Below are 20,173 nucleotides of genomic sequence, written 5' to 3' on the forward strand. Positions count from 1 at the left end.
TATTTTCACCGTGGGGCTCTGGCCTTACAAGGCTTGTAATCGATTATTTATAAACCCCACACTCATAGGGTCTGCGCACGCCCCTCCCGGTCATCCTGCGCACGCCCCTCCCGGTCATCCTGCGCACGCCCCTCCCGGTCATCCTGCGTGCGCGGATTGCAAAGGAAAAATGCGTCAGCGTTTTTCGCAATCCGCGCTGGCGCTACAGCGCCAGACGAGTCGCAGGATCCACAGCGCATGGATTCTGCGACTCGCTTCGCTCGCGCAGAATGACGGGATGTACCGGTTGCAGAATGACGAGGTGTACCGACTGTGCGACTGCGCGACTGCACGAATGGCGCCGTCGTGAAGTGCCCTACTTGAGTACGACGTCGGCGAGCGAGGCTTCGACGGTCACCAAGTACTTCGAGTCCTTGCTCACCTTGAGACGATTGTCTACGCCGCCGAGCTCGGCGTTCGTCTCGACGCGATAGGTTTCAGTCGGCAGCTGCAGGGTCACGCTGCCCATTTCTGCCTCCACCTCGGTGCTTGCGGGTGCCGTCCCGGTGAGCTTCACGGTCGCTTCTCCCGTTGCGACCGTCACCGTCGCCGCTTCGACGTCGGCGACCTCTGCGCGGGCAGTGCCCACCTCGACATCGACGTCTACTGAGCGGGCGTCTCCCGTAAATGTGAGCTCCCCCGCGTTCAGCTCGAGGTCGAGTTCATCAAACGAACCTGTGCCCGTGAACGAGCCGGCTTCGACGGTCACATCGAGGCTTGCTGCACGTTCGAGCCCCAGGTCTTTCGGCAGCGTCAGCGTGACGATCTGGCTCTCACCCGGGCGGGTGCTACAGCCAAACAGACAGCCGTCTGCGCCCCAACCGCCGCCGTTGCGGGCGATGTTGAGCTCGTCGCCGTCGCGCTCCATGGTCCAGCCATTCACAACATCGGCGTCAACCTGCTGCGCGTGCTGCACTGTGAGCACGGCTTCTTCTGTATCGTCGGCGTACTTGATTCTAAAGTCACTCGCGGCGGCCTCGATGTTGATGCTGGTGACGTCGAACGCGTCTGCGTATAGTTCGGCCGAAGACCCCGCGTCTGGGTCGGCATAGGTGGTCGAATAGCTCGAGTCGATCTGCTCACCCCACGAGTCGGCGACCCGCAGCCCGAACGCGGCCGACGCTGCCGCGCCCAGTAGCGCGAAGCCACCCACCACTGCGGTCGTGACAAGAATCGCGGTGCTCGCAGTGGAGCGTTTCGCTCTGCCTGCGCCGGGCTGCCCTGCGCCGGGCTGCTTTGCCCCAGGCTGCTGTGCTGTGCCGTCGTGGGGCGTTTCACGGGGCGTGAAGTTTTGTGTAGTCATCGTGCTGATCCACTCTGTGAGGTCTGCGAAGTCGGTGAAGTCGGTGAGGGTTGCGGGTGGCCGCCCGCGTTTTCGATGTGGGCGATCGCGGCGAGCACGCGACGGTTGCCGCCGTCTGCCTCGAGCCCGAGCTTCTGAAAGATCGCGGTGATGTGTTTTTCGACGCTCGCCTCAGACAGAAACAGCAGCGCCGCGATCGACTGGTTCGAGCGCCCCTCGGCGAGCGCGGCGAGCACCGTGCGCTCACGGTCGGTGAGCTGCCGCATGCGGTCATCACGCCCACGCCGCGTGAGCAGCTGCGCGACGACCTCGGGGTCGAGCACCGTCGCACCCTGCGCGATGCGCTCGACCGACTCGATGAACTCCCCCACGTCCGCAACGCGGTCCTTGAGTAGGTACCCAAACGCGGCCCCCTGCCCGGCGATCATCTCGCTCGCATACCGCTCCTCGACGTACTGTGACAAGACGAGCACCGGCAGCGCGGGCCGTGTGCGGCGCAGCTCGTGCGCGGCCCGGATCCCCTCATCGGTGTAACTCGGCGGTAGGCGTACATCCAGGATGCAAAGATCCGGATCATGTGTCTCGACCGCGCTCATCACCTCGAGTGCGTCGGGCAGTGCGGCGACGACCTCATGGCCGCCGTGCTCGAGCAGGCGAACGAGCCCCTCACGCAGCAGAACAGAGTCTTCGCAGATCAAGATGCGCATGGCACGCTCACTTCCAGGGTTGTGGGCCCGCCCTGCGGGCTGTCGAGACGCGACGTGCCGCCGGCAGCGAGCACGCGGTTCATGACGCCGTCGAGGCCGCCGCCGGGCACGACGCGCGAGCCGCCGATGCCGTTATCTTCGACGCGCGCCCACAGCATGCCCTCGTCGCGCACGCGCACGACGACCCGGCACTCGCTCGCACGTGAGTGCTTGGCGGCGTTGGTGAGCGACTCTGCGATCGCAAAGTAGATCGCGGCCTCGGCGGTGCGCGAGCAGCGTTCGTTCACGCGCACGTCAAGCTGTACGGGTATGTGGGAGCGGGCCGCGAGCGCCGAGAGCGCCGCGTCGAGCCCTCGGTCGTCGAGCACCGAGGCGTAGATGCCGCGGGCGAGCTGGCGCAGTTCGGTGATGGCGGCCTTCGTTGAGGTGTGTGCCTCGGCGACGAGCGCCTTGGCGGCCTCGGGCTCGCTGTCGATCTTCTGCTGCGCGAGCCCCAGCGTCATCGCCACCGACACGAGGCGGGGCTGTACCCCGTCATGCAGGTCGCGTTCGATGCGGGTGCGCTCGACGTCGGCGGCGCGCACGGCGCCCTCACGCTGTTGCGTGGTGACGAGCACCTGAGCCTCGAGCTGTTCTTCGGCGATCCCCGACCCTATGATCGCAACTGCGATGATGCGGTGCAGCAGGGCGACGCCGACGACGCCGACCGCGCTCAGCAACACGCCGATGATGCCGGGCTGCCACCACACGCTCGTCGTCGTGAAGATCGACGCCGTCGCGGTGATGAACCACTGCACGAGGCCGAGGAGGGCAACACCGAGCACGCTTGTGACGACGAAGTTAGCGATCGCGCGCCACATGCGGCCATCGACACTCTGCCGCAGCAACGCCTTGAGCCAGGCTTTGAAACCGTGACCAGTGCTGCGCTGCCACTTCAATGAAGGTGCGCCGAGCTCGTAGAGTCCGCTGACGCGCTCGGTCTCGAACCAGGCTAGACCGTACAGAGCGTAGACGAGGCCCACCAAGATGACGAGCCCGAGGCCGAGCAAAAACGTGAGCCCCACGCCAGCGCTGAGCATGCCAAACAACATGCCGAGCACCGCGAACCCAACGATGCCCACGGCGGCGAGCTGCAAGATCGTGAGCACAATGCGAAACGGTGCGCCGGGGCGCTTAGTCTGCTGCGTTGGGGCCTCGAGTGGCGGCTGCTGCGATGTTGGGGTCAGGGGCGGTGCTTGCCATGTTTGCTGCGCTTGCTGCTGCGGTGGCTGTGCCTGTGGCTTTGCAGGATCGGGCCAAGCTGCGCTCGCTCCCCCGGCGGCCGCCTGCGGCAGCGGCGTTTCTGGCAGCGGCGTTTCTGGCAGCGGCACCGTCGCTTGGTGATCGGCTGAAGATGTCATGCTTCTAAGCTATGCCCGCGGGCGCGAGCGCGACACCGAGGCAGCCAGATCAATCGATTCGGGTTTTCCCTACCGAAGATCATCAAGCTCGACTGCAACAAAAAAGCCCCGCTCGTGAGCGGGGCTAATTTCTTTGGTGGATCCTGCGAGAATCGAACTCGCGACCTCCTGCTTGCAAAGCAGGCGCTCTACCAATTGAGCTAAGGACCCGTACTCATTTGTTACTGCAAGAAACTCAACTGAGATTTCGTTGGGTTTCGGTGGGGCTACCTGGACTTGAACCAGGGACCTCTTCATTATCAGTGAAGCGCTCTAACCGCCTGAGCTATAGCCCCTTAACCAAGAGTAAACATTACCGGAGCGAGTTGAAAAATGAAAATCAAACGCGTATTCCGGGCGCGTTCACCTTGGCCTGCCGCCGAGAGCGACCTTAGTTGCTGGTAAAACCGAGCTGGAATCCGCCCAGCACGCGCACCAGCAGGTTGTAAATGAGCGATGCGATCGCACCGAGGGCGGTGCCCACGATCGTGTTGAGAATGCCCACCACGACGGCGAAGCCGGCGACCTGCGAGAAGCCGATCAGCTTCATGAGGCTGTTGTCTTCGCCCACGATGTCCATGAACACCTGGTCGACGTTCTCGAGCACGTTCGTCTGCATCAGCACCGTGTAAATCAAGATGACCGAGACGACGCTCACGATCGCCATACAGATGGAGACCAAGAACGAGAACTTCACGGCCGACCAAAAGTCGACGTACACGAGCTTCAGGCGCACCTGCTTTGAGGGTGCCTTCTTGCGTGTCTTCTTGGCCAGCTTGTCAGCGACGGTGTTACTCATTCAGGTTTTCCTCGTTCTCAGCGGTCTCGGCTGCTGGGCTTACGGGCTCTTCTTCCTCAAGCCCACGCTCCGAATTTCGCGCGATGCCAATGATACGGTCACCCTCTGGGAATCGCGCAAACACGACCCCCATAGTATTGCGACCCTTCGCCGGCACCTCTGCGACGTCAGACCGAACTACCTTACCGCTCGCGAGCACGACAAGCACCTCGTCGCCCTCGTCCACGATCAACGCGCCGACGAGATCGCCACGGTTTTCGTCGAGCTTGGCGACCTTGATGCCATAGCCGCCACGGTTCTGCACACGGTACTCTCCCACGTGCGTGCGCTTCGCATAGCCACCCTCGGTGACTACGAACACAAACTCTTCGTTGTCACCCACGCGGGCCGCAGACAGCAGCGTGTCGCCGTCCCTAAAGTTCATGCCGCGCACACCGCTCGTCGAGCGCCCCATGGGGCGAAGGGCCTGGTCAGAGGCCGTAAAGCGTACCGACATGCCCTGGTGTGATACGAGCAGCACATCGTCATCAGACTCGGCAATCAGGGCCGAAACGAGCTCATCGCCCTCGCGCAGCTTGATCGCAATGATGCCGCCGGTGCGGTTCGTGTCGTACTCCGCGAGCGCTGTCTTCTTAACGAGTCCGTCACGCGTCGCGAGCACGAGAAATCCACCGTCGTAGTCGCGCACATCGAGAATCTGTGTAACGCTCTCGTCTGGCGCGAGCGCCAGCAGGTTCGCGAGGTGTTGCCCCTTCGCGTCGCGCCCGCCCTCGGGAATCTCGTACGTCTTCGCGCGATACACCCGGCCCGTGTTCGTGAAGAACATCAGCCAGTGGTGCGTCGTCGTGACAAAGAAGTGCTCGACAATGTCGTCGGCGCGCAGCTGCGCACCCTTCACGCCTTTACCGCCGCGATGCTGCGACCGGTAGTTATCAATGCGCGTACGCTTCACGTATCCACCGCGCGTGACGGTGACGACCATTTCTTCCTCTGGAATCAGGTCTTCCATCGACATGTCGCCATCGAATCCGTGCAGGATCGTGCTGCGGCGCTCGTCACCGAACTTGTGCACGACCTCCCCCAGCTCTTCGACGACGATCCCACGCTGCTGTGCAGGCGATGCGAGAATTGCTTCGTACTCGGCGATCTGCGCTTCGAGCTTCGCTGCGAGGTCGAGGATCTTCTGCCGTTCGAGCGCCGCGAGGCGACGCAGCTGCAGGCCGAGAATCGCGTCGGCCTGAATCTGGTCAACGGCAAGCAGCGCCATCAGGCCCTCGCGAGCTTCGTCGACTGTGGGCGAGCGCCGGATCAGTGCGATGACCTCGTCGAGCGCATCGAGGGCCTTGAGGTAGCCGCGCTGAATGTGTGCCTCAGCCTCGGCCTTCCTGAGCCGGTATTCGGTGCGGCGTACGATGACCTCGATCTGGTGCTTCGCCCAGTAGGTGATGAAGCCGTCGAGGGGCAATGTGCGGGGCACACCGTCGACGATGGCGAGCATGTTTGCGCCAAAGTTCTCTTGCAGTTGGGTGTGCTTGTACAGGTTGTTCAGTACGACCTTGGCGATCGCGTCACGCTTCAGCACGATGACGAGGCGTTGGCCGGTACGACCGCTCGTCTCGTCGCGAATGTCAGCGATGCCCTGTACGCGGCCCTCCTTGACGAGGTCTGCGATCTTGACTGCAAGGTTGTCTGGGTTGACCTGGTACGGCAGCTCGGTCACAACGAGGCAGGTGCGGCCTTGCAACTCTTCAATGTTGACAACAGCGCGCATCGTGATCGAGCCGCGGCCGGTTTGGTACGCGTCACGAATCCCCTTGGTGCCGAGGATCTGCCCACCGGTCGGAAAATCGGGGCCCTTGACGCGCTCCATGAGCGCTTCGAGTAGTTCTTCGCGCGTGGCTTCGGGGTGCTCAAGGTGCCAGATGGCAGCTTCAGAGACCTCGCGCAGGTTGTGCGGCGGAATGTTGGTCGCCATGCCCACTGCGATACCGACGGAGCCGTTGACGAGCAGGTTCGGAAACCGGCTCGTAAGCACGGTGGGCTCCTGCGTGCGACCGTCATAGTTGTCTTGAAAGTCGACAGTGTCTTCGTCGATGTCGCGTACCATCTCCATGGCGAGCTGCGACATTTTGGTCTCGGTGTAACGATGTGCTGCCGCGCCGTCGTTACCGGGTGAGCCGAAGTTGCCCTGACCGAGCGCGAGCGGGTAACGCATCGCCCAGGGCTGCACCAGACGCACGAGAGAGTCGTACACTGCCGTGTCGCCGTGGGGGTGAAACTGGCCCATCACGTCGCCGATAACGCGCGTGCACTTTGAGAACGCCTTGTCGGGGCGGTATCCCCCGTCGTACATCGTGTAGATCACACGGCGGTGCACGGGCTTCAAGCCGTCGCGTACATCAGGGAGTGCGCGGCCCACGATCACGCTCATCGCGTAGTCGAGGTACGAGCGCTGCATCTCGGTCTTGAGTTCGACCTGGTTGATGCGGCCGTGGTTCGCTTCTTCTGCGTACTCCCCCGCTGGGTTAGCCGCGCCCTCTGGTGCGTTGGTTGTTGTGTCGTCGCTCATAGAGTTTCTGCTTTCAACTTTGCTGTCGGTTCGATGTTCTGCCGGTGCGGGCTAGATATCGAGGAACCGAACATCCTTCGCGTTCTGCTGAATAAAGGTGCGTCGAGCTTCGACGTCTTCACCCATGAGCGTTGCGAAAATCTCGTCTGCAATCGCCGCGTCGTCCATGGTGACCTGCAGCAGTGTGCGCGTCTCGGGGTTCATGGTGGTATCCCACAGCTCTTCGTGGTTCATCTCACCGAGGCCCTTGTAGCGCTGAACGCCGCTCTCCTTCATGAGGCGGCGGCCGTTGGCAGCGCCTGCTTCAAGGCGTTCATCTCGCTCTGCATCGCTGTACACGTATTCGTGCTCTGCGTTCGCCCACTTGATCCGGTACAGCGGCGGCTGAGCGAGATAGACATACCCCATGTCGATCAGGGGGCGCATGTAACGGAAGAGCAGGGTGAGAAGCAGCGTCGTGATGTGCTGTCCATCGACATCAGCGTCCGCCATCAGCACGATCTTGTGGTAGCGCGCCTTCTCAGCGTTGAAGTCTTCACCGATGCCGGCACCGAATGCAGTGATCATTGCTTGGACTTCAGCGTTGTTCAGCGAACGGTCCAGGCGCGCCTTTTCAACATTCAGAATTTTGCCTCGCAGTGGCAAAATCGCCTGGGTGTGCGGGTTGCGGCCGGTCTTAGCTGATCCACCTGCCGAGTCGCCCTCCACAATGAAGATCTCTGAGACCACAGGGTCCTTACTCGTGCAATCAGAGAGCTTACCGGGCATGCCACCAGACTCGAGCAAGCCCTTGCGTCGAGCGGTCTCGCGCGCCTTGCGTGCTGCGAGGCGGGCTGTGGCAGCCTGAATGGCCTTGCGAATCACATCTTTCGCAGGCCCGGGGTTGCGCTCAAGCCAGTCCCCCAATTCAGCGGTGACGACTTTTTGCACGAATGCTTTCGCCTCAGTGTTACCGAGCTTGGTCTTGGTCTGGCCCTCGAACTGGGGCTCGCCGAGCTTGATGGACACGACAGCAGTGAGGCCCTCGCGCACGTCATCGCCAGACAGGTTGTCGTCTTTCTCGCGAATAATGTTCTTCTCGCGAGCGTACTTATTCATGAGGGTCGTGAGCGCGGCGCGGAACCCTTCTTCGTGGGTTCCTCCCTCGTGCGTGTTGATCGTGTTGGCGTAGGTGTGCACACTCTCGGAGTATGCGGTCGTCCACTGCATCGCAATTTCCACAGCGATCTTGCGTTCGCTGTCCTCGTGCTCGAACGAAATGATGTCGTTGTTGACCAGCTCGGCGCGACGTGTCGAGTTGAGGTGGTGCACGTAGTCCTCGATGCCCCGCTCGTAGCAGAACACATCGCTAGGAGCTGCAGGAGTGACGAGATTGCCGTCGGCGTCTTCGGTTGGCTCCTGGGGACGCAGATCGGTGACGCTAATCGTGAGGCCCTTGTTCAAGAAGGCCATCTGCTGAAAGCGAGTGCGCAGTGTCTGGTAGTCAAACTCGATCGTTTCAAAGATCTCGGCGCTTGGCCAGAACGTGATCGTCGTGCCCGTCTCCTCGCTCGGTTCCCCCTTGGCGAGTGGAGCGTTGGGCACACTGTCTGTGAACGACATGTTCCACGTGAAACCTTCGCGCTTCACCGAAACGTCGAAGCGGCTCGACAGAGCGTTCACGACTGACGAGCCAACGCCGTGCAGGCCGCCCGAGACGGCGTAACCGCCACCGCCGAACTTGCCGCCAGCGTGAAGAACGGTGAGTACGACCTCGACCGTCGAGCGTCCCTCCGTCGGGTGCTCTGCTACAGGAATGCCGCGGCCGTTGTCGACAACGCGCACGGCCCCATCCTCGAGAATCGTGACGTCGATCGTGTCGCAGTAGCCTGCGAGTGCCTCATCGACGGAGTTGTCGACGATTTCATACACCAGGTGGTGCAAACCACGTGGACCGGTCGATCCGATGTACATGCCCGGACGCTTGCGTACCGCTTCAAGGCCTTCAAGTACCTGGATCGCGCCAGCACCGTAACTTTCCGCGGCAGCGGCCTGTTCTGAGTTCATACGTTGAATAATCCTTTTCTGGCCGTTTCAGAGCGTTTTTCGACCCGGAACACTTCCGCACACCAGCTTATCAACTTACGGGCGAGAAACCCCGGTTAGCGCGCGTGTGAGGGCAATATTTTCGAGTCTGCGCTGGGGATACCCCGAGCGTCACACCCGGGGTTGCAGCAACCACGCAATTCCGCACGATGCGCGGAGCGTGCCAAATGTCAAAATGCCCATGCCCTGTGGTCGCCGCCATCCCGTTTCACGTGAAACATGAATGGCTCCATTCGCCTCGATGCATGTTCTTGTAGGCTCGCGGATTGCAGCGTTCGGTGCCGGTTTAACGTTGCCTGGCATGGACACCAGTGAAGCTCCGAGCCCGCTCTCCTGCGTACCGATTGCCACCTGAGCGACCTGGTTCCTGCGTTGACCAGGGCGACTCACTCCCCGGCTGCCCTGTGCGCCTTCCCTCGCGTTCCCTCCGGTGCAGCTACCTCCGTGCGTCAACCTGGACGGCCCTTTCCGCGCGTCAACCTGGACAGCCCTTTTCGCGCGTCATTCTGCGCGACGAAGTCGTCGCAGAATCCAGGATCACGATCAGGGTCAGCGGTACCCGTCGTTTCACGTGAAACAACGCAGAAGCCACTCCCCTGGTGTCAATCATATGGGCCGCGCGTAGTCGGTCACCGTGCCTCATGTGACACCGTGGGGACAGCAAGAAGTTTGTTTCACGTGAAACAAGGGTGAGATCTGCTGACCTGGATCCTGTGATTCGCTTGGCATCATGGCGCCAACGTGAATTGCGAAAAACGCTGGCGCGTTTCTTCTAAGCAATGCACGCACTTAGGATGACCTCAATCGGGCAACCAACGGAATGCCTCTAAGCGAGCCGCTCGAACGGTGGCCATGAGTCGAGCTCGCACACGGTAATGTGACGAAACACCACCAATGGCGATGATTACCCGTAAGTATCGCGGGGTCCACGGCCCTTGACGGTGCGGGGTCCGTGACGCCAAGTTGGCGCACCGGGTGCCAGGAACCGGATGTCTTTAATGCCGGCGTCGGGGTATTCATTCAACATGCGAGAGACAATCTCTGCACGCAATCGGCGTAGCTCGGTCGCCCAGGTCGTTGAATCGCACTGGATCTGCAGCACGTCGTTAGTGATGTCGACGACTACGGTGTGTTCTGCGGTGGTCTCGCCCGCAAACTCCGCCCACTCCCCCAGCAGTCGTGCTCGTTCAAGCTCGATGCTCCATCCCATATCACCAGAAACGATCGACAACACGTCACCGAGCGCCCTTGGGTCACGTCCTTTGCTGAACGGAGTGCCGCCTGGTTCCTTGCCCGAGCGCTTCTTGCGAATGTACGCGGGCACCCCACGCCAAACGGACTTAGCGCGCAGGTATGATTCCGTCGCAAACCCAGCGCTCCCGGTGCCCTTACCGCGGGGTCGACCAGGCGTTCGAGCCGCCGGCTGATCAGTCACGATCCACCAGTTCGAGCTCACCGGCACGCACACGCACCCGGTTCCAGTTCACATCGTCAGGCACGTCTTCTTCTACCGCCGCCGTTACGATCACCTGTTCAAACTCGTTCACCGAGGCCATCAGCCGCGCGCGGCGAGCACCATCGAGCTCTGCGAACACGTCATCCAGAATAATCACGGGATCGCCCGCCGACGATTGTTCACGCAGCACCATCGCGAGTGACAGCTTCACGGCCAAAGCAAACGACCAGGACTCGCCGTGGCTGGCGTACCCCTTTACAGGTAGCCCGTTCAACGTCATAGTGACATCATCACGGTGCGGGCCCGCAAGCGTCACACCCCGGTCTACCTCACGAGAGCGAACTGCCGTAAGCGTTTGATAAAAGGCCTCAGCCAGCGTTTCACGTGAAACGTTCTCCTGTTGCAGTCGCTCGCGCATCTCGGGAGACACGTCAGACAGTGCTGACTCAACCAGGCTCCAGCTCGGCCCGTGGTCCTCCCCCACGAGCGCTGCGTAGGCTTCAGAAAGATATGGGCCGGCGTCAGCAATGTAATCGCGACGAGCCAACATGATCTGCGAACCAAGCCCAACGAGCTGTTCGTCCCACACTTCTAAACTCGACTGAATCTGCTGCAGGCGACCGCGAGCCGATTTCAGCAGTGCAGTGCGCTGCCGAAGCACTCTTTCGTAGTCCAACAGGACGCCACCGGCTGCTGGATGCCGCGCCGTGAGTGCATCGTCGAGAAACCGGCGACGAACAGAGGGCTCTCCACGAACGATACTGAGGTCTTCTGGCACAAAAGCGACCGCCGCAAACCACCTGGTGAGCTCCCGCGGCGGTGCAGCGTTGCCGTTCACCTGAGCCCGGTTCGGTCCTTCTTTGTTGATCTGCAGGTCGAGCAACACCGTTCGGCTATTCGCTTCGACCTTCATCTTCAAAAACGCCGAGCGCTCACCGAATCGCACAAGCGGTGCATCAGACGAGACCCGGTGTGATTTGAGGCTCGCGAAATACCCGATCGCTTCGGCAAGGTTGGTCTTGCCCTGTCCGTTACGCCCGACGAGCAGGTTCGCGCCGGGCTCGAGTGGTAGCTCGGCCGACGCGTAGTTGCGAAAATCTCGGAGGGAGAGATGCGCGACCCGCATGTCGGTCTACCGCAACAAAAGGTTAGGCTGCAACAGGTAGCGGTAGCTCGTGTCGTCTGCGTCTTCTTTGCTGCGCTGGCTCGTGATCAACACGGGGCCGGGCTTCGCGGGGTTCTCGGTGCGTGTAAACGCGATCCGAGTGAACTCCGAGTGGGTCGACCGCAGAGCATCAAGCAGGTACTGCGGATTCAGCGACACGGTCATGTCTTCGCCCACGAGGTGCACGTCAACCATCTCGACGGCCTTCGCCGATTCTGATCCGGCGGCTTCGAGAGTCACCGAACCGTCAGTGAACGTGAACCGCAGGGCTGCTCCGCGTTCGAGCACCAGGCTGACGCGACCGACAGCCTCGATGAGCTCGTTAGTGCTCATAACTGCGTGATTCTCGACGTTCGTGGGGAACAGGCGCCCGACAGGCGGGTAGTTGCCCTTGATCAGCAACGACGTCACGGTCTTGCTGCCGCCAGTGAACGCGATGAGCTCGCGTTCGGCATCCTTGATGATCGTTACCTTGACGGTGCCCTCGTTGCCAAAGGTCTTACCCACTTCGGTAACGATCTTGGCGGGCACAAGAGCACTGAGTGCGTCTTGCGCACCGAGCGGCTGCCAGTCGATCGTGCGTGTCGCCACTCGATAACGGTCAGTTGCGGTGAGTGTGAGCGCGTTGCCCGCGATCTCAAGCTGCACACCGGTGATCACGGGAGTTACGTCATCACGTGAAGCAGCGAGCGACACCTGCGCAACCGCTTCAGAGAAAGCGTTCGCCGGCACGGCCCCTGTCACATCAGTGACGTTAGGTAGCTGCGGGTACTCCTCCACCGGCATCGCTGAAAGATTAAATGTCGCAGAACCACAACGAACTTCAACGCGGTTTTCAATCAGCGTGATCTCGACGTCAGAGTGCGGCAGCTTCTGGGCAATATCGCTAAGTAGTTTGCCCGAGACGAGCACACGGCCGGGCTCACTGATCTCAGCAGCAATTGCCGTACGCGAAGAGACCTCGTAGTCAAATGTCGAGATGGTCAGCTCACCCTGATCCGCCTCGATCAGTGCGCCACTGAGTAGTGGCTGCGTTGGCCGCTGCGGCAGCAGCTTTACGGCAAACGAAACGGCCTCGCTGAATACATCACGATTAACGCTAAACCGCATATCGCCCCTTCCGCCACAGATTGTGTAGTTCAAGCCTTCCAATCTTTGCACACTACGGGCATCCAGCCCACTCCACAGCTCTCAGGTGCGTTAACAGCCCAAGCCGGATCTTGTGATCGAGTGCCCGCGTATTTAGATTGATGTGTTAACAGTGTTAACGGTTGTGGATACTGTGGATAACTCACGCGATGCCAGTCGTGGCAACGGATCCGAGCAGTGCTTCGGTGTGAGCGGATCGCAAAAAATGTGCAAACCGGGCAGTGAGTCGATTTCCTGCAGCATCGGCGCCCCTCACAGGTGCCCAGAAGTTGTCCACAGCGACACGCGAGCTATCCCCAGTTATCCACAACGGGGTATAAACCTGGGGATAAAGCGTAGTGTCGGCTAGAGCTGGCACTTACTTGGTGCCCTGCTTGATGCGGGTCGTCAGCTCGGTGACCTGGTTGTAGATCGAACGGCGTTCAGCAATGAGCTGCGAGATCTTCTTGTGGGCATACATCACGGTCGTATGGTCGCGACCGCCAAACAGTTGGCCAATCTTGGGTAGCGAAAGTGGAGTCAATTCGCGGCACAGGTACATCGCAATTTGGCGGGCCGTCGCAATCTGCTGTGCGCGAGTGGGCCCATACAGATCATCAACTGACAGGTCGAAATACTCAGCCGTGCGCGTGATGATGTCGGTCGGCTGCACCTCGTTGTCGGCATCGAGGGTAATCAGGTCCTTGAGTACCGTGTGCACGAGCGGCATGTCGATGGCCTGCTGGTTGAGGCTCGCATACGCGGTCACTCGAATGAGGGTGCCCTCGAGCTCGCGAATGTTCGACGAGAACTTGCTCGCGATGAACTCCAAGACATTGTGATCAATCTCGAGGTTCTCGCGCTGCGCCTTCTTGCGCAGAATCGCGATGCGGGTCTCGAGGTCGGGCGCCTGAATATCGGTGAGCAGGCCCCACTCGAAGCGCGACAGCATGCGTTCTTCGAAACCGCGCAGCTGCTTCGGCTGCACATCGCTCGTGATGACCACCTGTTTGTTGTGGTCATGCAGCGTATTGAACGTGTGAAAGAACGCTTCTTGCGTCTCGACCTTGTCTTCCAAGAACTGAATGTCGTCGACGAGCAAAATGTCGACGCTGCGGTACCGCGCGTGAAACGCGGCACCCTGGTTATTGGCAATCGAGTTGATGAAGTCGTTCGTAAAGTCTTCTGAGCTGACGTAGCGCACGCGCACGTCAGGAAACAGCTCGCGGGCGTAATGCCCAATCGCGTGCAGCAGGTGAGTCTTGCCCAGCCCTGAGTCGCCATAGATGAACAGCGGGTTGTACGCGCGGGCCGGCGCTTCGGCCACGGCGACCGCAGCCGCGTGCGCAAACCGGTTCGACTGGCCAATCACAAAACTGTCGAACGCGTACTTTGCGTTGAGTCGTCCCTCACCGGGCTCCCCCGCACCGTGGCGCGTGCGCGGCTCGGCCACCGGGCGCGCGGCACCCTCGGCACGATCGATGCGATCTGTGGGAAACTGCGAGACCGTCGCGAGTGACGGTGCACCCTGCGGCTGGTGGGCTTGCTGCGGCGCCTGCTGTTCCTCAGGCTCCGGATCAATGTGCGGAAGAGCGGTTTCGTCGACCATCACCACGAAGTTATCGATGCCGTCTGCCTCGGGGATCTCGGCCAGCGCGGTCATGATCGCCGGGCGCAGCCGGCTTTCAAGGAGTTTCAGCGTGAACTCGAGCTGCACCGCCAGGTACAGGGTGCCTGCTCCAACACCGCGGGGCACCGCGAGCGCGAGCTGCGCACCAACGGCCGGTCCAACAGCGGGGTCGCCCATCACCGCTTGGGTGACCTGTTCCCAGATCTGTTGAACTTCGTCGACTGTCACGCGTTTCCCCGGCCTAATTGTGTGGTGAGATAGATCAATGTTATACCCAGGCTTATCCACAAGCCATGGGAGTGAGTCTCGCATGAATTCGTGACATCTGTGCATAGAAGTGTTAACTGCGACAACGTTAGTCACAGATTTGTCCACAGGCAAGGTGTCGGCCGTTCGTTCGATGGCCGTGTTGACGGGCGCGTAAAAAGCGCGTAGAGTGTCAATCTTGTATGGGCGACAGCTCTCAGCTGACCTGCCCTAAATCCGACTTCCTCGGCACCAACGAGTGTTTCGGGGATCTATTCCAAAAGTCACGGAGTCTTACAAATGAGCAAGCGCACTTTCCAGCCTAACAACCGCCGCCGCGCAAAGGTCCACGGTTTCCGTGCCCGCATGCGCACCCGCGCCGGCCGCGCGATCCTTACCGCACGTCGCGCTAAGGGCCGCTCGAAGCTCAGCGCGTAACTAGCGCCTCCCCTACGATCATGCCCGCGAGGCAGCATCGCATTACTCGGGGAGAGGATTACCGGCGCACTGTGCGAACCGGTCGCCGCGTGGGAGGTGCATACTGCATCACCCACGCGGTTTTCTCTGCCCCCGACACTTCAGTGGCACAAGGCGGCACAAGCACCCCCGCGCGCTTCGGCTTCATCATCTCGAAGGCGGTCGGTAACGCGGTCACACGCAACCTGATCCGGCGTCGATTTAAGACGATCGTCGAGCGACAGCTGGCGAGCGGCATTGCCGGGGTAGACATTGTGTTTCGCGTGTTTCCGAAGGTCACGGAGGCGAGCTTCGAGGAGCTTGAAGCCGAGGTGACTCGCGCCCTCGCGCGCGTGACGCGCGATCGCGAGCGGGCTGCGAGGAGCTAGCGATGCGCGTCGCAAGCGAGCTGTATCTGTTGCCGCGTAACGCAATGATCGCGTTTATGCTCGCTTACAGGCGCGTGATTTCGCCGCTCTACGGCGAGGTGTGCAGGTATTACCCATCGTGCTCCAGATACTCTCTTGAGGCATACCAGCAGCGCGGCTTCGTCGTGGGGGTCGCGCTCACCGCGTGGCGCCTCGTGCGCTGCAACCCCTTCAGCCCGGGCGGTATCGATGACGTACCGAAACCTGCGCACGCACGATTTATGACTTCTCCTCGCGGATTCGTCCGCCCCCCTCTTCGAAAGGCCTAATCCGGTGGACTTCTTCCAAACCATACTCTGGCCGCTGCGCTGGCTCGTCGAGCTGGTGCTGGCGGTCTGGCACTCGGTGCTCACGTGGGTGGGCCTCGATCCCGATGCCGGCCTCACCTGGGTGCTCGCCATCATTGGCCTCGTGATCGTCGTGCGTGCCGCGCTCGTGCCGGTCACGGTGCGTCAGATCAAGTCGCAGCGTCGCATGATGGATCTCGCGCCCGAGATGAAGAAGATCCAGGACAAGTACAAGGGCAAGAAGGATCAGTTCTCGCGCGAGGCAATGAGTCGCGAGACGATGGCGCTGTACAAGAAGCACGGCACCAACCCGTTTGCTTCGTGCCTGCCGATTCTGATTCAGATGCCCATCTTCTTCTCGCTGTTCTACGTGCTGCGCCAGGCATCTGGTGCCATGGGCTCGGGCGGTGACGGTGCAGGCCAACCCGGCATCGGCATGATGACGCAGGAGCTCACCGACAGCTTCAACGCGGCCGAGATCTTTGGCGCGCCCATCAAGATGACGTTCACCCAGGGCTGGGAGAGCGGCAACTGGATCGTCGTGATCATGCTCGGCCTGATCATGCTGCTCATGATCGCGTCGCAGTTCTTCACGCAGCTGCAGATCATGTCGAAGAACGTCTCTGACGAGACGAAGAACTCGCCGATGTACCGCCAGCAGAAGATCATGCTGTACATCATCCCCTTCGCGTTCTTGTTCTCGGGCGTCACCTTTCCCCTTGCGCTTAACATCTACTGGTTCTCGTCGAACCTGTGGACCATGGGTCAGCAGTTCATTGTGATTCGCAGCATGCCCACCCCCGGCAGCGACGCCTGGCGTGCGCGCCAGGCGCGCCTCAAGGCAAAGGGTAAGCTCAAGGAAGACGAGACCACCGCGCTCGAAGCGAAGCCCGAGCAGGGGCAGCGCCAGCAGCCGGTGAGCTCGAAGCGCGCCAAGAAGAAGAAAAAGTAAGTGAGGCTCCCAGTGACTGCTGCCACCCCACAGGACCGACCCGCTGAAGACCTGACGCTCGAAGAACTCGAGGCCGACGGTGACCGCGCTGCCGACTACATCGAGGGGCTGCTCGACATCGCCGACCTTGACGGCGACATCGACATCGATGTCGCCAATGGGCGCGCCTACGTGTCGGTAACCGGTGGTGGGGCCGAGCTCGACAAGCTCGCCACCCCCGACGTGGTGCAGGCACTGCAAGATCTCACGCGGCTCGCGGTGCAGACCGAGACCGGCCGCTTCTCGCGCCTCATCGTTGACGTGGGCGGCTCGCGCGACGCGCGCACCGTGCAGCTGCAGGGCATGGTCGACGCCGCGATCGCGCAGATCGCGGCCGGCCGCGCGCTCGTCGAGCTCGAGCCGATGTCGTCGTACGAGCGCAAGCTCGTGCACGATGAGGTCGCCTCACGCGGGTACCACTCTGAGTCTCGCGGCGAGGGCCGCGAACGACGCCTCGTGATCACGTCGGCTACCGCCGGCGCGCAGGCCTAGGCGCGCCGTGACTGTTTCACGTGAAACTGACGGGGCCGAAACAACCCCCGCTGTGACCGCTGCGGTGGTCGAGTCCGAGCCGGCCGCGGCCGCGGTGCTCGCGGGCGACCGCATCGAGGTGCTGCGCGCGTTCGCGGCCGACCTCGGCGCGCGTGGCGAAGAGCTGGGCCTCATCGGCCCGCTCGAGCTGCCGCGCCTCTGGACGCGGCACCTCGTCAACAGCGCGCTGCTCGCTCCCCTGATCGAGTCGGGGGCCACAGTCGCCGACATTGGCACCGGCGGCGGCATGCCCGGGCTCGTGCTCGCGATCTGCCGGCCCGACGCCAAGTTCTACTTCATCGAACCGATGGAGCGCCGCTGCGCGTGGCTGAACGAGCAGATCGAACGCCTGGGGCTTGAAAACGCCGAGGTCAAGCGCGGCCGCGTCGAAGAGTTTCACGACGCGTTCGAGGTCGACCAGGTGACGGCGCGCGCCGTCACCGCGCTCAATAAGCTCGTGCCCATCACGGCGCCGCTCTTGCGTGACGGCGGCGAGATGCTGTTCCTCAAGGGCGCATCGGTCGAGAACGAGATCGAAGCGGCCGAGAAGCCGCTGCGCAAGCACAAAGTGCGCGAGATTTCGGTCGAAGAGCTCGGCGCCGACCTCGGTGTAGAGACCACACGCGTGTTTCGGGCTAAAATCGTGAGACATGGCTGAAGCTGAAAAGTCCCTCGTAGGCGACCACCTCGTCGACAAGATTCGTCGACGCCGTAAGCTCGCCGAAACGGTCTCACCCCTGCCCGAAAAGACCCGCGTCATCACGGTGTCGAACCAGAAGGGCGGCGTCGGTAAAACGACGACGACCGTCAACCTCGCGTCGGCGCTCGCTCGTCGCGGCGCGAACGTGCTGGTCATCGACCTCGACCCGCAGGGCAACTCGTCGACCGCGCTCGGTGTGAATCACCGCCCCGAGGTCACGAGCATCTACGACGTGCTGCTCGGCGACAGCGAGATCGCCGACGCGATCGCGCAATCCACCGACCACGAGAACCTCATGTGCGTGCCGTCGACGATTAACCTCGCCGGTGCCGAGATCGAGCTCGTCTCGCTCGTGGCGCGCGAGCAGCGACTGCGCACCGCACTGCACACGTTCTTCGAACAGTCAGATCGCCCGTACCACTACGTGTTCATCGACTGCCCGCCATCGCTGGGCCTGCTCACGGTGAACGCGTTTGTCGCGGCCGACGAGGTGCTGATTCCCATTCAGTGCGAGTACTACGCGCTCGAGGGACTCAGCCAGCTGCTCAACAACATCAAGCTGATTCAGAAGCACCTGAACCCAGGGCTGCACGTGTCGACGATCATGCTCACCATGTATGACGCGCGCACCAACCTGGCGCAGGAGGTCGCGAACGAGGTTCGCACCCACTTCCCCGCCGAGGTGCTCAACGCGATTATTCCCCGCTCGGTGCGCATCTCTGAGGCGCCCAGCTACGGGCAGACCGTGCTCGCCTACGATCAGGCGTCGATCGGCGCGCTGGCCTATCTTGAGGCTGCGGCCGAGATGGCCGAGCGCGGTGTGCGCAAGCAGTCACCAGTGAAGGAAGGGGCGTAGCTCATGACCGCCAAAAAACGTAGCGGCCTGGGTCGCGGAATCGGTGCCCTGATTCCGCAGTCACCCACGACGGGCGAACGCCCCGTCGACGTGTTCTTCTCGCAGACCCCCGCGGCCGATAAGGCCCCTGAGGCTGAGGCGCCCGCTGCGGCGGATCCGGTGATCGAGGCCGAAGCTCCCGCGGCTGCAGCGCCCGCGAGCGATGCGCCCAAGGCCGCCGCTCCCCCGGCGAAGAAGCCTGCGCGGTCACGGGCCAAGGCGGGCCAGGCTGCCGTGGCCGGGGATCCGGATCAGGGGGCCGCAGGCGACCTGCAGGCCGTGCCCGGTGCGACGCTGACGCGCCTCGACATTGTCGACATTGTGCCGAACAAGCTGCAGCCGCGTACCGAGTTTGATGAGGATGCGCTTGATGAGCTGACGCACAGTGTGCGGGAGTTTGGCGTGTTTCAGCCGATCGTGGTGCGCGCGATCGAACCGGCCCCTAAGAAGGGGCCGAAGTATGAGCTGATCATGGGCGAGCGTCGTCTGCGGGCGTCGAAGCGGGCGGGGCTCGAGTCGATTCCGGCGATTGTGCGGTCGACGGCCGACGAGCACATGCTGCGCGACGCGCTGCTCGAGAACCTGCACCGTGCGCAGCTGAACCCGCTGGAAGAGGCGTCGGCGTACCAGCAGCTGCTGTCTGATTTTGGGATTACCCAGGAGCAGTTGGCGACCCGCATCGGCCGGTCGCGGCCGCAGGTGTCGAACACGATTCGGCTGCTGCGTCTGCCCGAGACGGTGCAGGCGAAGGTGGCGGCCGGCGTGCTGTCGGCCGGTCACGCCCGCGCCATTTTGTCGCTCGACCCCGACACGGAGGCGATGCTGAAGCTCGCCGACAAGATCGTGAACGAGGGCCTGTCGGTGCGCGCGGCAGAGGCGGCCGCGGCCGAGGAGCCCAAGCGCAAGCTGCCCAAGCCCCGCGCCGGCGGTGTGCAGGCGCAGCTCGGTGAGATCGCGGATCGCCTGGGCGACCGCTTCGACACCCGCGTTGCGGTGAAGCTGGGCGCCAAGAAGGGCCAGATCATCATCGACTTCGCGACGATCGCAGACCTGAAGCGGGTGCTCTCGGAGCTCGGCGACCCCGGCTTCGGGCAGGGTTAACCCCACTCGTCATTCTGCTGGACTTCTCTCCCCTCGTCATTCTGCGGGAGCGAAGCGACTCGCAGAATCCAATGGCCCCGCTTCGCGGACTCTTTTGTCCGTGAAGTGGGGTCATTTCGCGTCGTGCGCGTTCTTTCACACCGTCATCCTGATATGGAGATCGATTTGTCAAGTGGGCAGGGGAAAACGCCGCCAGACTGGCTGCCTAGCGGCGTTTC

18 protein-coding genes and 2 tRNA genes are annotated in these 20,173 nt (G+C 62.1%); 8 read left to right on the forward strand and 12 right to left on the reverse strand.

Features of this window, described 5'->3' with window-relative positions; translation table 11 throughout:
• Window positions 1–355: 355 nt before the first annotated feature.
• The 12 genes from ACXR2W_RS13950 to dnaA form a co-directional block, all read right to left on the reverse strand.
• Entirely contained in the window at window positions 356–1,342 is a 987-nt protein-coding gene (locus ACXR2W_RS13950) for a DUF4097 family beta strand repeat-containing protein (protein WP_458817106.1), read from the reverse strand.
• Window positions 1,339–2,049 carry a response regulator gene (locus tag ACXR2W_RS13955; protein WP_458817104.1) on the reverse strand — a complete coding sequence of 237 codons (711 nt, stop codon included), beginning with the start codon at window positions 2,047–2,049 and terminating at the stop codon, window positions 1,339–1,341. Before ACXR2W_RS13955 ends, ACXR2W_RS13950 begins: the two co-directional genes overlap by 4 nt.
• Complete coding sequence (locus ACXR2W_RS13960; RefSeq protein ID WP_458817102.1) at window positions 2,037–3,449, reverse strand: sensor histidine kinase; 1,413 nt, start codon at window positions 3,447–3,449, stop codon at window positions 2,037–2,039. Before ACXR2W_RS13960 ends, ACXR2W_RS13955 begins: the two co-directional genes overlap by 13 nt.
• 134 nt (window positions 3,450–3,583) lie before the next feature.
• A tRNA-Ala gene (locus tag ACXR2W_RS13965) sits at window positions 3,584–3,659 on the reverse strand.
• Window positions 3,660–3,710: 51 nt separating this feature from the next.
• Window positions 3,711–3,784, reverse strand: a tRNA-Ile gene (locus ACXR2W_RS13970).
• A gap of 95 nt (window positions 3,785–3,879) precedes the next feature.
• On the reverse strand, window positions 3,880–4,287 hold the full coding sequence (locus ACXR2W_RS13975; RefSeq protein WP_458817100.1) for a DUF3566 domain-containing protein: 408 nt from the start codon (window positions 4,285–4,287) through the stop codon (window positions 3,880–3,882).
• Entirely contained in the window at window positions 4,280–6,856 is a 2,577-nt protein-coding gene (gene gyrA, locus ACXR2W_RS13980; protein ID WP_458817098.1) for a DNA gyrase subunit A, read from the reverse strand. The genes ACXR2W_RS13975 and gyrA overlap by 8 nt, the downstream gene beginning before the upstream one ends.
• 51 nt (window positions 6,857–6,907) lie before the next feature.
• Window positions 6,908–8,902, reverse strand: a complete 1,995-nt coding sequence (gene gyrB, locus ACXR2W_RS13985) for a DNA topoisomerase (ATP-hydrolyzing) subunit B (protein ID WP_458817096.1) — start codon at window positions 8,900–8,902, stop codon at window positions 6,908–6,910.
• Window positions 8,903–9,845: 943 nt separating this feature from the next.
• Window positions 9,846–10,265 (reverse strand): DciA family protein, encoded by a 420-nt coding sequence (locus ACXR2W_RS13990; RefSeq protein WP_458817094.1) that lies wholly within the window; start codon window positions 10,263–10,265, stop codon window positions 9,846–9,848.
• A gap of 103 nt (window positions 10,266–10,368) precedes the next feature.
• Window positions 10,369–11,523, reverse strand: a complete 1,155-nt coding sequence (recF, locus tag ACXR2W_RS13995) for a DNA replication/repair protein RecF (protein ID WP_458817092.1) — start codon at window positions 11,521–11,523, stop codon at window positions 10,369–10,371.
• A 6-nt stretch (window positions 11,524–11,529) separates the two neighbouring features.
• Window positions 11,530–12,672: a DNA polymerase III subunit beta gene (dnaN, locus tag ACXR2W_RS14000; protein WP_458817090.1), complete on the reverse strand. Its 1,143-nt coding sequence runs from the start codon at window positions 12,670–12,672 to the stop codon at window positions 11,530–11,532.
• A gap of 397 nt (window positions 12,673–13,069) precedes the next feature.
• Window positions 13,070–14,497 (reverse strand): chromosomal replication initiator protein DnaA, encoded by a 1,428-nt coding sequence (gene dnaA / locus ACXR2W_RS14005; RefSeq protein ID WP_458817110.1) that lies wholly within the window; start codon window positions 14,495–14,497, stop codon window positions 13,070–13,072.
• 369 nt (window positions 14,498–14,866) lie between these two features.
• On the opposite strand from dnaA, the gene rpmH reads away from it, so the two are divergent.
• From rpmH to ACXR2W_RS14045, 8 genes are read left to right on the forward strand one after another with little or no spacing between them, the layout of a single operon-like run.
• Window positions 14,867–15,004 carry a 50S ribosomal protein L34 gene (gene rpmH, locus ACXR2W_RS14010; RefSeq protein ID WP_458817088.1) on the forward strand — a complete coding sequence of 46 codons (138 nt, stop codon included), beginning with the start codon at window positions 14,867–14,869 and terminating at the stop codon, window positions 15,002–15,004.
• A gap of 20 nt (window positions 15,005–15,024) precedes the next feature.
• Window positions 15,025–15,411, forward strand: a complete 387-nt coding sequence (rnpA, locus tag ACXR2W_RS14015; protein ID WP_458817086.1) for a ribonuclease P protein component — start codon at window positions 15,025–15,027, stop codon at window positions 15,409–15,411.
• Window positions 15,412–15,455: 44 nt separating this feature from the next.
• Window positions 15,456–15,719, forward strand: coding sequence for a membrane protein insertion efficiency factor YidD (gene yidD / locus ACXR2W_RS14020; RefSeq protein WP_458838670.1), 264 nt, complete (start codon window positions 15,456–15,458; stop codon window positions 15,717–15,719).
• A 4-nt stretch (window positions 15,720–15,723) separates the two neighbouring features.
• Window positions 15,724–16,689: a membrane protein insertase YidC gene (gene yidC, locus ACXR2W_RS14025; RefSeq protein ID WP_458817081.1), complete on the forward strand. Its 966-nt coding sequence runs from the start codon at window positions 15,724–15,726 to the stop codon at window positions 16,687–16,689.
• The gene (locus tag ACXR2W_RS14030; protein ID WP_489948865.1) at window positions 16,690–17,220 is read left to right on the forward strand and encodes a Jag family protein; all 531 of its coding nucleotides are present in this window, start codon (window positions 16,690–16,692) and stop codon (window positions 17,218–17,220) included.
• Window positions 17,221–17,272: 52 nt separating this feature from the next.
• A complete protein-coding gene (rsmG, locus tag ACXR2W_RS14035) occupies window positions 17,273–17,917 on the forward strand; it encodes a 16S rRNA (guanine(527)-N(7))-methyltransferase RsmG (protein WP_458817108.1) in 645 nt (214 codons plus the stop codon).
• Entirely contained in the window at window positions 17,910–18,815 is a 906-nt protein-coding gene (locus ACXR2W_RS14040) for a ParA family protein (protein WP_458817077.1), read from the forward strand. The genes rsmG and ACXR2W_RS14040 overlap by 8 nt, the downstream gene beginning before the upstream one ends.
• 3 nt (window positions 18,816–18,818) lie before the next feature.
• Window positions 18,819–19,955 (forward strand): ParB/RepB/Spo0J family partition protein, encoded by a 1,137-nt coding sequence (locus ACXR2W_RS14045; RefSeq protein WP_458817075.1) that lies wholly within the window; start codon window positions 18,819–18,821, stop codon window positions 19,953–19,955.
• Window positions 19,956–20,173: the final 218 nt, after the last annotated feature.

The organism is Leucobacter faecis, from assembly GCF_054456695.2.